Genomic DNA, 11,858 nt, shown 5'->3' on the forward strand with positions numbered 1-11,858 from the left:
CGCCCGCTGAAGCCCTGCTTGCGCAGCTCGGCGGCGATCTCGCCGCCGGCCTGGCCGGCGCCGGCGATGACGAAGGTCTGGTTGGCGTCACTCATGCAGCAATCCGTCGGCACACGGAAAGGCCGCGCACTTTACCGGGAATCCGGCGCAGTGTCACCGGAATCCCGATGAGTGACATCGGCTGTTTGCGGTAGGTTCGATGCAGGAGCCGGCCCGCCGGCGACTCTTGGTCGCGCGCAGGCGCGCTCCTACAAGGCCACATCAGCGGTAGGGTGCGCATTGCGCACTCTACAAGGCATAGGGTTTCAGGGGCGGCTCTTCGGTGGTCAGATGCAAATCAGGCAAACCCGCCTCGGCATCGCGCTGCAGGATGTCGAGCAGGATGTTGACGCTGTCCGATGCCAGGGCTGGATCAGCGATGAGCGGCAGCGGGTTCAGGCACAGCGCCATGCCGCCGGCGCGGGCCACGTCGGCCGGCCCCGGATTCGAGATCGCATCCACCGCCAGCTCGAAGGCGATGCGGTCGGTGGTGCCGATGGTCACGTGATCCACCACGTTCAGCGGGCAGACGTCCTGCATCAGGATGTTGGCCACGCGCGGATTGTTCTGGCCCCAGTCGAGTGCGGCGGTCGGCACCGGCAGCACCGGCTGCACCAGCTCGTCGGTGAGCGTGTACAGGTTGGTGTAGTCGATGTCGCCCGGCGTCTCGTCGCCGGCATTGAGCGCAGTGATGAAGTTCGAGCCCGCCGAGAACTGGTAGAAAGCCGCCGGCATGCCGAGCGGATTCTGCACGCCCTGCCCGGTCGGATCGGCGATCAGCGTGCCGTGGTTGGGGCCGGCGATCAGCACGAAGTCCGCGACCGCATCCCGCGCCGAGGGCCACCACTTGAGCGCCCAGCGCGGCATGGTCGCGCCCTGGCTGTGGCCGATCATCGCCACCTTGCGACCGGTCGCGGCATGCATGCTGCGCAGCGCATGCACGACGTACTCGGCGGAAATCTGCTGGTCGCCCAGTCCGCGGTCGGGATAGGTCACGGCGCAGACGTCGAAACCGCGCGCGGCCAGCAGCGGGAGATAGTTCCACTGGTATTGCTCGTAGCCGGCGGTGAAGGTGCCATGCACCAGCAGCACCGGCGGCTTGTCCGGGTGCGTGAACGGCGTGCACAGCAGCGCAGTGTCGAGCGCGGCGAGATCGGTTTCCAGCGCCGGCTCGGTGCTGGCGCCGAAGCGCCCGCCGCCGAGGCTGCCATCGCCATCGCCGGAGCCGCCGCAGCCGACCAGCGCGATGATGCAGGCGACCACCGCAACTCTTGTCCCCTCCCACCCGCGGCGGGGGCAAGCCTCGGATCCCCTCCCCCTTTTATGGGGGAGAGTCAGGGTGGGGGTGTATTGCTCATTCGCCACGATACGTCACCCAGTTCTTGTCGGTTTCGCGCAGGCGCACCTCGTGCAGCAGCCGGCCGAAGCGCTGGTGCATCACCTGCCAGAACAGCACCACCAGGTTCTCGGCGGTCGGGTTGATGCCGCGGCACAGCTCGGAGTTGTGGTTCAGGTGGCGGTGGTCGGCGTCCTCGACGATCAGTTCCTTGATCGCGTCGCGCACCTCGGTCAGGTTCACGATCACGCCAGTGTCCGGGTCCACGCCACCGCGCAGCGTGACCTCGATCACGTAGTTGTGGCCGTGGCCGTACTCACGCGCGCAGGGGCCGTAGAGGGCGTGGTTCTGCTCCGGCGTCAGCTTGTCCGACCACAGCCGGTGCGCGGCGGAGAAGCGCTCGCGGCGGGTCAGGTAGACGATGGGGGCGGCTTTATTCGTCATTACAGTGGATCTCCAGGGTCGCGCCGGTCAGGGGGGCTGAACGGGCGCGGTCCAGGAGGAATTCTACCGTCGGAACGACCTGGGCCGGGGTGGTGCGGGGATTCAGCCCCAGGGCCTCGGTCATGGGCGTGCGCAGGGTGCCGGGGGCGATGGCATTGACCCGGATGCCATGCGGGCGGCCCTCCAGCGCCAGCGCCTCGGTCAGCCCGACCACCGCGTGCTTGGACGCGGCATAGGCGGCAAAGCCGGGAAACTTCTGCAGGCCGCGGATGCCGGCCAGCGAGGCGACGTTGACGATATCGCCCTGCAGCGCCGCCTCGCGCCACAGGCGCATGGCCGCGCGACAGGTGTTGAAGCTGCCGGTGACGTTGATGGCCAGCGCCTCGTCGAAGCGCTCGGGCGTCAGATCCGCGAACACGCTGCCCTGGGCCAGCACGGCGGCGCTGTTGACCAGCGCATCCGGCCGGAAGTCGCGGATGGCCTGCTCGACCGCCGCGGCATCGGCCACATCCAGCGGGTAGGCCTTGACGGTGTCGCCCAGCTCGCCGGCCAGCCGCCGCACCCGCTCCGCCCGCCGCCCGGCCACCGCAACCTGCCAGCCGAGCGCGGCCAGCTGGCGCGCCACGGCCTCGCCGAGGCCGGAACCGCCGCCGGTGATGAATACGGATCTGGAGGTCTGCGTCATCCCGCCATTATCCCGCCATTTGCCGGGCGTTGCGCGCAGCCTACTTCAGGTGCTGGCGCGCGAAGGCGACGATGTCGCGCCGCGCCTGCGTGACCTCCGGGAACATGCGCTTGAACAGCGGGAAGGCGTGCGGCAGCAGCGGCCACACGTCAACCTGGACATCCACGCCGGCGGCGCGCGCCTGCTTCGCCGCCAGCAGCGTGTCGTCGAGCAGCACTTCGGTTTCGCCGACCAGGAAGTACAGCGGCGGCAGGCCGGCATAGTCGCCGTAGAGCGGTGACAGCTCCGGGTCGGAGCCGTCCAGGTCCGCGGCATACAGCTGCAGCATGCGGCCCATGGTGTGCAGCGGGATCATCGGGTCGCGGCGGATGTTGCGCACCCGCGCCGGCGGCGCATGCACGCGCGCCATCTCGGTGACCGGCGAGATCGGCACCGCGCAGGCCGGCAGCGGCAGGCCGAGGCGCTTCAAGCGCAGCAGCAGGCCCAGCGTGAGGTTGCCGCCGGCCGACTCGCCCGCCACCAGGATGCGGTTCGGCGCAAAGCCCAGCTCGAGCAGGCCGCGGTAGGCGCGCTCGCAGTCGTCCAGCGCGGCCGGGTACTTGTGGAAAGGCGCCAGCCGGTAATCGGGCATGAAGCCGATCGCGTCGAGGTCCTTGCACAGCGCCGCCATGAACGGCAGGTGCACCGAGGGTACGGCCGGAATCAGGAAACCGCCGCCGTGCAGGTATAGCACGGCGTTACCATCGGTGCGGCGCCAGTCGCCCAGTGCCGGGCCCGGCACGCGGTTGACGATGCGGTACTCCAGCGGCAGCCCGCCGGCGCGCGGCGGCTGGCCCGCCAGGCGCACGTGCTCGCGCACGACGCGCTGCACCGAGGTCAGCGCGAACAGCCGGATCAGCGTCTTGAGCACCACGCGCAGCACGCCCACCCAGAAGCGCGAGCGCGCGCTGATCTTGATCGGCTTGATTTGATAATTCATGTGTTTGTCCCCAGGGCCTGCAGTGGGCGGCGATCAAGTCTAGCCGCGCCGGGTGCGGTGGCGTCATCCATTCAGGCGAGCCTCGTCTGGACGAGGGCAGCCCTGCGGCCTGCATCGTGCCGCGGGGCGCGTCAGACGCCTCATTCCGTAACCCAGTTCTCCAGCTTGAGCTTTGGAACCCGCCTGAATTCGCGCAGGTTATTGGTGACCAGCACCGCCCCCACCGCCAGCGCATGCGCGGCGATTTGCAGGTCGAGGCCACCAATCAACTGGCCTCTGGCCTCTAGCTGCGCGCGCAGCTGCCCGTAAGCCCGGGCCGCGGTCTCGTCCCATGCCAAGACGTCCAGCCTCGATAACAGCTCGTCAATCTCCACCTGTATTCTGCGCCCCTGCGGGTGCCGGGCGGCGCCATAGCACAACTCCGCCGCCACGATGCTGGAAAGGGCGACATTACCGTCAGTAATGCCTTCCAGTCGTTTGCGCACTTCCAGCGGCTTGCGACGCAGAATGTAGGAGCAGGTATTGGTATCCAACATCCATGTCGTACGCTTCATCAGAAAACCTTCCTGGGTTTCGGTGGCACATCGCGACGGTCTGAAAGAAATGACTCGTCCACGCCGGGCCGATCAAAGAACGGGGCCCAGTTCCTGCTGCGCTTGGGCGTCAGCACCAGCTTCCTGCCGCGGCGCTCGACGATCACCTCGTCGCAGTCGAGGCGATAGTCCTTGGGCAAGCGCACCGCCTGGCTGCGGCCGGTCATGAATACTTTTGCGGTGGCGCTCACGACGGCCTCCGGGTGATATATATCATGTCATATATCATACCCTTTTCCGGCCTCGAATGGACAAAAGGCAGCCCGACTACATCCGGAAGATGCCGTAGCGCGGGTCGCCGATGGGTGTATTAAGCGCCGCCGACAGCGCGATGCCGAGCGCGTTGCGCGTGTCCACCGGATCCAGGATGCCATCGTCCCAGATTTCCGAGGTGGCCCAGTAGGCCGACTGCTTGCGCTTGAACTCGGCGAGCACCGGATCGCGGATGGCGGCGATGTCGGTCTCGGTGAGCTGTTTACCCTGCTTCTGCATCTGGCGGATCTTCACGTCGGCCAGGGTATTGGCGGCCTGCTCGGCGCCCATCACCGAAATCTGGTGGTTGGGCCAGCTGAACACGAAACGCGAGTCGAAGGCGCGCCCGCTCATGCCGTAGTTGCCGGCGCCGAAGGAGCCGTGGCACATGACGGTGAACTTGGGCACTTCCGAACAGCTCACCGCCATGATCATTTTCGCGCCGTCCTTGGTGATGCCGCGGCGCTCGTACTCGCGCCCGACCATGAAGCCGGTGATGTTCTGCAGGAACAGGATCGGCGTGCGGTTCTGGTTGCACAGCTCGATGAAGTGCGTGCCCTTGAGTGCGCTGTCGTTGAAGAGCACGCCGTTGTTGGCGAGGATGCCGATCTTGTAACCCCACAGGTGGGCGTAGCCGCAGATCAGGGTCTTGCCGTAGTTGGGCTGATACTCGTGGAAGCGCGAGCCATCCACCAGCCGCGCGATGACCTCGCGCATGTCGAACTGCGCCTTGATGTCGCGCGGCAGGATGCCGTACAGCTCGGCGGGGTCGTAGTAGGGCGCCTCGGGCTCCTGCCATTCGATCTGCGTCTTTTGCGGCCGCTTGAACTGGCCGACGATGTCGCGCGCGATGGCGATGGCCTCTTCCTCCGACGAGGCCGGGTAGTCGGCGGTGCCGGACACGCTGGTGTGCATGTCGCAGCCGCCCAGCTCGTCCACCGTGTTTTCTTCGCCGGTGGCGGCCTTCACCAGCGGCGGGCCGGCCAGAAAGATCGCGCCGGTGCCGCGCACGATGACGTTGTAATCCGACAGGCCCGGCACATAGGCGCCGCCGGCGGTGCAGTGGCCGAGCACCACCGCCACCTGCTGCACGCCCATCTTCGACAGGATGCACTGGTTGCGGAAAATGCGGCCGGCGTAGTACTTATCGGCGAACAGTTCGGCCTGCAGCGGCAAAAAGCCGCCGGCGGAGTCGCACAGGTGCACGACCGGCAGGCGATTCTCGATGGCGACGTCGAGCGCGCGCACGGTTTTCTTCACCGACAGCGGGTACCAGGCGCCGCCCTTCACGCTGGCGTCGCCGGCGTTGATCAGGACCTCGCGCCCGGACACGATGCCGATGCCGGTGACCACGCCTGCGCCCGGCACCTCGCCGCCATAGGCCTCGTTGGCTGCCAGCGAGGACAGCTCCAAGAAGGGCGTGCCGGGATCGAGCAACTGATCGAGGCGCTCGCGCACCAGCAGCTTGTTCTGCTTGCGCAGGCGCTCGACGTCGCGCGCGGGGCGCTCGAAGCGCGCCTTGCGCTGCTTCTCGCGGAATTCCTCCGCCAGCCTGCGGTTGTGCGCAGCATTGGCCTGGAACTCGGCCGAGGCGGTGTTGAGGGCGGATTCGATTCTTTTCATGCGTGTTCTCTCCTGTAGGAGCGCGCCTGCGCGCGACTCTAGCCGTGGTCGCGGGCAGGGCCCGCTCCTACAGGCTCCAGTGTCAGCAGCAGTGCATCACGGTCGAAGGTCTGGCCCTGGTCGAAATGCACCGCCGCGACCACGCCGTCGCGCGGAGCAACGATGGTGGTCTCCATCTTCATGCTCTCCATGACCAGCAGCACCTGGCCCTTGGCCACGGCATCGCCGGCCTTGACCGCGACCGACACCAGGCTGCCGGGCATCGGCGCACGGATCCTGTCCTCGCCGGCGCCATGTGCCTGGTGCGCGAGACGCGCCAGCGGATGCTCGTAGCTCAGCTGATACGCCTCGCCGTCCACGTGCACGAAGACCTCGTCGCCGCGCGTGGCGATCAGCACCTCGACGGTCTCGCCGTTGACGGTCAGCCAGGCATGGCCGTCGGCGCCGGTCTTGAGGTCCACCGGGATCACCCGCTCGCCGACGTGCAGGCGGTAGCCGGTTTTCGCGCGCGACAGCTCGACGTTGATTTCGGTGTCGCCGATTCTAAAAGCGTGATGCATGTACCTTATCTCCTGTAGGAGCGCGCCTGCGCGCGACTCCAGCCGCGGTCGCGGGCGGGGCCCGCTCCTAGAACAGGATCCGTCAATTTCTCCACCCGCCCATCGCCGCGTGCAGGTCGGGCACGGCGTCGGCCACGTCGCGCATCGGGCGCGTCACCAGCGCGGCGGCCGCGAGCAGCCTGTGCAGCGTGACCTCGTCCAGCGCCGGGTCGGCCGCGATCTCCGGATGCGCGTCCAGGAAACCGGTGTGGATCTCGCCCTTGACGAAGGCCGGGTGGTTCAGCAGCCGGCGCAAGAATGCGGTATTCGTCTTGCAGCCCAGCAGCACCGTGTCGCGCAGCGCGCGGTCGGCGCGGGCGATGGCATCGCGGCGGTCCGTGCCGCGCACGATGAGTTTCGCAATCATGGGATCGAACGCAGCCGTCACTTCACCACCCTCGACGATGCCACTGTCCCAGCGCAAGCCCTCGCCCGCAGGCACGCGCAGCCGCAGCACCGGGCCGGTAGTGGGCGTATAGCCGCGGCCCGGATCCTCGGCGTAGATGCGGAATTCGATCGCATGCCCCTGCGCCTTGACCTCGGCCTGGCCGTAGCCGAGCGTCTCGCCGGCGGCGATGCGCAGCTGTTCCTGCACCAGGTCGATGCCGGTGATCTCTTCCGTCACCGGGTGCTCCACCTGCAGGCGGGTGTTCATTTCCAGAAAGTAGAACTCACCACCCTGGCCAAAAATGAATTCCACCGTGCCGGCGTTGCGATAACCAATGGCACGCGCGATGCCGGCCGCGGTCTCGCAGATCTCCTGGCGCTTGGTCGCGCTCAGCGCCGGCGAGGGCGTCTCTTCGACGATCTTCTGGAAACGGCGCTGCACAGAGCACTCGCGCTCGAACACGTGCACCACGTTACCGTGCGCATCGCCCAGCACCTGCACCTCGATGTGGCGCGGGTTTTCGATGTAGCGCTCGGCATACAGCCGCCCGTCGCCGAAGTAGCGCTGGCCCTCCGAGCGCGCGCGCTCGATCTCCTGCTCGAGCAGGGCGAGGTCGCGTACGATGCGCATGCCCTTGCCGCCGCCGCCCGCGCTGGGCTTGATCAGCAGCGGTGCGCCGACTTTCCGCGCGCGCTCGACGAAGCTCGCCGGGTCGTCGTCCTCGATGGCGGAGGGCGCGACCGGGAAGCCGGCCTTCTGCACATAGTTGCGGGCGCGCACCTTGTCGCCCATGAGGTCGATCTGTTCCGGCGTTGGTCCGACGAAGCGGATGCCCGCGGCCTCGACGGCCTCGCAGAACCGGCGGTTCTCGGACAGGAAGCCGTAGCCTGGGTGTATGGCGCCTGCCCCGGCAGACCTGGCCGCAGCGATGATCTGCGCGCCGTCGAGGTAGGCCGCCACCGGCGTGCTGCCCGTGATCTCGATCGCCTGGTCAGCCAGCTTCACCGCCAGCGTGCCGCGGTCGGCGGCGTGGTAGACGACGACACCCTTGAGACCCAGCCGCTGCACGGTGCGCAGCACGCGCACCGCGATCTCGCCGCGGTTGGCGACCAGCACGGTGTCGAAAGGCCATTGGCCGGTGTCAGGTATTGCGCGGTTCATGCTCGTTTCCCCGGGAAGGCTTTCTCGATGCGGCTGGCGATCCGCGTCAGCCGCTGCATCTCCTGCTTGAGGTCGCTGGCCGCGATGCCCTCGCACAGGACGGTCGTGATCTGGTCGGCGATGGCGTCGATGTCCAGCGTGCCGCGGCCGGCGCTGCGCCCGGCGACGGAATTCGCCATATAACCCCAGGCATGGTGCTCGATGCCGCCGTAGACGAGGTCGCGCAGCAGGGCCGGCGGCAGGTCGGCACGGAACTCGCCCGCCTTCACCCCGTCGCGGATCACGTCCAGCAGGAACTGGGTATAGCGCCGGTTCTTTGCATGCAGCGTGGAGCCGCGGTAACCCTGCGCCGAACGCACCTCGCGGAACATCAGCCGGCACAGCTGCGGGTAGTCGCGCACGCTGCGCAGATGCCGCCAGACCAGCAGCCGCAGCCGCGGGCGCGCGCCCTGCACGGCGGCCAGGTCGCGCGCGTAGTCGCCGAACATCTCCTCGTACCAGTGCTCGAGCACCTTGAGCAGCAGCTCGCGCTTGGTCGGGAAATACTTGAACACCGTGCCCTCGACCACGCCGATGCGCGCGGCGATCTCGGACACGGCCGCCTGCTCGTAGCCCTTCTCGCAGAACACGGCACGTGCGGCGGTGAGGATCTCGTCCACGCGCTGCTCGCGCGCCAGGCGGGGCTTGGGTTTCCGACTCATCTGTGCCCCCCTCCCCCCATCACGGGGACAGAAAGTGCGAACCCGGGCTTCAACGACCGGTCCATTTCGGCGGGCGCTTTTCCTGGAAGGCGGCCATGCCCTCCTTCGCGTCCTGCGTCGAGGACATCACCGGCACCATCGCCTGTGCATACTCCAGCGACTCGCGCAGCGACATGTCGCGCATGGCGTTGTAGGCCTGCTTGCCCAGGCGGATGGCGGTCGGCGACTTGTCGGTGATGCGCGCCAGCAGCCAGTCGAGCTTGGCGTCCAGCTCGGCCCGCGGCACCACGTAGTTCACCACGCCCCAGTCGAGCAATTCCTTCGCGGTAAATTGCTCGCCGGTGATGCACATCTCCTGCAGCCTGCGCGGCGGCAGGACGCGCAGCATGTAGGGCAGGATCATCATCGGCGTGACGCCAATCTTCGACTCGGTGGTGCCGAAGCGGATGTCGTCCGCCGCCACCGCCATGTCGCAGGCGCAGAGCAGACCGAAGCCGCCGGCCATGACATGGCCGTTGACGCGCGCGATCACCGGCAGCGTACATTCCTGCAGGCGCTTGAACAGGTCCACGATGTAATGCCGCGGGCGGGCGAAGTCCACCGCGAAGGCGCCGCCCTGCACGTTCTTCGCCAGATCCGCGCCGGCACAGAAGGCCTTGTCACCGGCGCCGGTGAGAACGATCGCGCGCGTCTCGCCGTCGGCCATGGCCTGGGCAATGCCCTGGTCGATCGTTCGCACCACCTGTTCGTTGAGCGCGTTGCGGCGCTCCTCGCGGTTGATCGTGATCCAGGTCACGACGCCGCGGCGCTCGATCAGTACCGGTTCCGACATGGCGGCTGCTCCCTATATCCAGTTGTCTATTGAGTACGGCTTATTACCGATTTGAAACATGTTTATGTTGATAAGCAACGGTCTTACGGTTACCGTTATTAGTTGTTAAGTGAGTACAACTCACCAGTCTAGGCCAAGCGTGCCCGCCGGGCAAGCACGGTCCGCGGACGGCGCTTTTTCCGTAGGATGGAAACATGGACCTCAAGAACACGACCGTGCTCATCACCGGCGCCGCCGGCAGCCTGGGCCAGGCCGTGGCCGCCGCCTTCGCCGAGGCCGGCGCCAGACGGGTGCTGGTGGACGTCAGCGAAAGCGGCCTGCGTACCGCCTATCCCGGCGATGACCCGCAGCAGCTGCTGGCCGCCACCGACCTGCTCGATCCCGCCTCGGTCGCCAGGACGATCGATGCCGTGCTGGCGAAGTTCGGGCGCATCGATGCGCTGTGCAACATCGCCGGGGGCTTTACGATGGGCACGCCGGTGCATGCCACGCCCGCGGCAGACTGGAAGAAGATGTGGGACATCAACACACAGACGATGCTGAATGCCGTGCAGGCCGTGGTGCCGAAGATGCTGGCCGCCGGCGGCGGGCGCATCGTCAACATCGGCGCCGGCCCCGGCCTGAAGGGCGCGGCGCTGATGGGCGCCTACAGCGTGGCCAAGAGCGCCGTGATCCGCCTGACCGAGGCCATGAGCGCGGAGCTGCGCGAACAGAACATCAACGTCAACTGCGTGCTGCCGAGCACCATCGATACGCCGCCCAACCGCGCCGCCATGCCCGACGCCGACCCTTCGAGGTGGGTCGCGCCGCGCGACCTGGCCACGGTCATCCGCTTTCTGTGCTCGGACGAGGCCCGCGCCATCCACGGCGCGGCGATACCGGTGGTGGGGTTAAGCTAGGAACGCATTGCGTTCCGTCACCCCGGCGCAAGCCGGGGTCCAGTGCCTTGCCTGACCGATCCGAACGAGAGTCCCTGGATTCCGGCTTACGCCGGAATGACGCAGGAGATGGAGAATGACCGCCAAAACCCGCGAACAGCAGCTCGACGAACTGCTCGACAAGCAGGCGATCTACGAACTGATCATGGCCTATGCCAATGCCGCCGACCGGCACGATCACGCCAAGATGCGAGCGCTGTACCACGCCGACGCGATCGACGAGCACGGCCATTTCGCCAGGGGCCCGGCGATGGACTTCATCGACAAGCTGCCGGAAATCCAGAAGGGCATGGACATCCTGCACCACAACGTCACCACAGTGAATCTCAAGCTCAATGGCCATTACGCCGAGGGCGAGGTTTACATCATCGCCTTCCACAAGGTGAAGGACGGGAGCAAGGGCTACGACGTGCTGATTGGCGGGCGCTACTTCGACAAGTACGAGAAGCGCGATGGCGTGTGGAAGTTCAGCCACCGCTCGATCGTCGCCGACTGGGCCTATCCTGCCACGCCCTCGAAAGTGGACCTGGAGCACCCCTTCCTGGCCGGCGCCTATCTCGGCCGGCCGGGGCCGGGCGATCCTTCCTACGGCTTTTTTTCTCTGTTCAAGTGGGGCCAACGCTGAACATCCACGGTCTGTCGCAGCTGCTGGACTGGGCCACCACCCCCGGTTCGCCGCCGACGTTCTCGCCTTTCGGCGCGGATCCTTGCCTGCTGTTCGAGGCGGACGGTGCCGGTCCGCCCGCTGTGGAACAGGCACGGATCGCGGACTGGCTGCGGCAGCTGCCCTGTCCCACGCTGGGCATCGCCACCGAGGCCGGTACTCCGCTCGCGCAGGCCTGCGACGTGCTGGTTGCCAGTGCCGCTGAGGCTGCGCCGCTCGTCGAGAACATCCGCCGCAATCCCGTCGCCGCCAGCGTGCTGGTGCAGACGCTGCGGCTGACGGAAAACCTGCCGGTGCTGGAAGCGCTGGATGTGGAGTCGCTGGCCTATGCCACGCTGCAGGGCGGCGCCGAATTCAAGCGCTGGCTGGAAAAGAACCGGGCGGCATCGCCTGCCGTCCCGACCGACACCGGCCCGGCGGTAATCATCCAACGCCGGGACGACTCTCTGTTGCTCGAACTCAACCGCGCCTCCAACCGCAACGCCCTCAACGTGGAGATGCGCGATGCGCTGGTCGAGGCGTTGCAGCTGGTACTGGCGGACGACAGCATCCGCGTGGTGAAGCTCAGCGGCCGCGGGAAGTGCTTCAGCGTCGGCGGCGACCTGACCGAGTTCGGCAGCCTGC

Annotated in this window: 14 protein-coding genes; 3 read left to right on the forward strand and 11 right to left on the reverse strand. The window is 67.2% G+C overall.

Annotated features, from left to right (window positions below):
• Window positions 1–288 precede the first annotated feature (288 nt).
• From VNJ47_03035 to VNJ47_03085, 11 genes are all read right to left on the reverse strand, one after another.
• Window positions 289–1,302 carry an alpha/beta fold hydrolase gene (locus VNJ47_03035; protein HXG27805.1) on the reverse strand — a complete coding sequence of 338 codons (1,014 nt, stop codon included), beginning with the start codon at window positions 1,300–1,302 and terminating at the stop codon, window positions 289–291.
• Window positions 1,303–1,393: 91 nt separating this feature from the next.
• A complete protein-coding gene (locus VNJ47_03040; GenBank protein ID HXG27806.1) occupies window positions 1,394–1,819 on the reverse strand; it encodes a 6-carboxytetrahydropterin synthase in 426 nt (141 codons plus the stop codon).
• A complete protein-coding gene (locus VNJ47_03045; GenBank protein ID HXG27807.1) occupies window positions 1,809–2,504 on the reverse strand; it encodes an SDR family oxidoreductase in 696 nt (231 codons plus the stop codon). Before VNJ47_03045 ends, VNJ47_03040 begins: the two co-directional genes overlap by 11 nt.
• A gap of 40 nt (window positions 2,505–2,544) precedes the next feature.
• Window positions 2,545–3,483 carry an alpha/beta hydrolase fold domain-containing protein gene (locus VNJ47_03050; protein ID HXG27808.1) on the reverse strand — a complete coding sequence of 313 codons (939 nt, stop codon included), beginning with the start codon at window positions 3,481–3,483 and terminating at the stop codon, window positions 2,545–2,547.
• 140 nt (window positions 3,484–3,623) lie between these two features.
• Window positions 3,624–4,037, reverse strand: a complete 414-nt coding sequence (locus tag VNJ47_03055) for a type II toxin-antitoxin system VapC family toxin (GenBank protein HXG27809.1) — start codon at window positions 4,035–4,037, stop codon at window positions 3,624–3,626.
• Window positions 4,037–4,267 carry a type II toxin-antitoxin system VapB family antitoxin gene (vapB, locus tag VNJ47_03060; GenBank protein HXG27810.1) on the reverse strand — a complete coding sequence of 77 codons (231 nt, stop codon included), beginning with the start codon at window positions 4,265–4,267 and terminating at the stop codon, window positions 4,037–4,039. The genes VNJ47_03055 and vapB overlap by 1 nt, the downstream gene beginning before the upstream one ends.
• A 76-nt stretch (window positions 4,268–4,343) precedes the next feature.
• The gene (locus VNJ47_03065) at window positions 4,344–5,951 is read right to left on the reverse strand and encodes a carboxyl transferase domain-containing protein (protein HXG27811.1); all 1,608 of its coding nucleotides are present in this window, start codon (window positions 5,949–5,951) and stop codon (window positions 4,344–4,346) included.
• A gap of 38 nt (window positions 5,952–5,989) precedes the next feature.
• A complete protein-coding gene (locus VNJ47_03070; GenBank protein ID HXG27812.1) occupies window positions 5,990–6,511 on the reverse strand; it encodes a biotin/lipoyl-containing protein in 522 nt (173 codons plus the stop codon).
• 82 nt (window positions 6,512–6,593) lie between these two features.
• Window positions 6,594–8,099, reverse strand: a complete 1,506-nt coding sequence (locus VNJ47_03075; GenBank protein ID HXG27813.1) for a biotin carboxylase N-terminal domain-containing protein — start codon at window positions 8,097–8,099, stop codon at window positions 6,594–6,596.
• Window positions 8,096–8,800 (reverse strand): TetR/AcrR family transcriptional regulator, encoded by a 705-nt coding sequence (locus tag VNJ47_03080; GenBank protein HXG27814.1) that lies wholly within the window; start codon window positions 8,798–8,800, stop codon window positions 8,096–8,098. The genes VNJ47_03075 and VNJ47_03080 overlap by 4 nt, the downstream gene beginning before the upstream one ends.
• A 49-nt stretch (window positions 8,801–8,849) precedes the next feature.
• Window positions 8,850–9,632: an enoyl-CoA hydratase-related protein gene (locus tag VNJ47_03085; protein HXG27815.1), complete on the reverse strand. Its 783-nt coding sequence runs from the start codon at window positions 9,630–9,632 to the stop codon at window positions 8,850–8,852.
• Between the two features lie 194 nt (window positions 9,633–9,826).
• On the opposite strand from VNJ47_03085, the gene VNJ47_03090 reads away from it, so the two are divergent.
• The 3 genes from VNJ47_03090 to VNJ47_03100 all read left to right on the forward strand — a co-directional run.
• Window positions 9,827–10,531: an SDR family NAD(P)-dependent oxidoreductase gene (locus tag VNJ47_03090; protein HXG27816.1), complete on the forward strand. Its 705-nt coding sequence runs from the start codon at window positions 9,827–9,829 to the stop codon at window positions 10,529–10,531.
• Window positions 10,532–10,646: 115 nt separating this feature from the next.
• The gene (locus tag VNJ47_03095) at window positions 10,647–11,195 is read left to right on the forward strand and encodes a nuclear transport factor 2 family protein (protein HXG27817.1); all 549 of its coding nucleotides are present in this window, start codon (window positions 10,647–10,649) and stop codon (window positions 11,193–11,195) included.
• Window positions 11,180–11,858, forward strand: a 679-nt coding sequence (locus VNJ47_03100) for an enoyl-CoA hydratase/isomerase family protein (GenBank protein ID HXG27818.1), incomplete at its 3' end; no start/stop codon positions are given. The genes VNJ47_03095 and VNJ47_03100, both read left to right, overlap by 16 nt.

This window comes from Nevskiales bacterium, assembly GCA_035574475.1.
Taxonomy (GTDB): domain Bacteria; phylum Pseudomonadota; class Gammaproteobacteria; order Nevskiales; family DATLYR01; genus DATLYR01.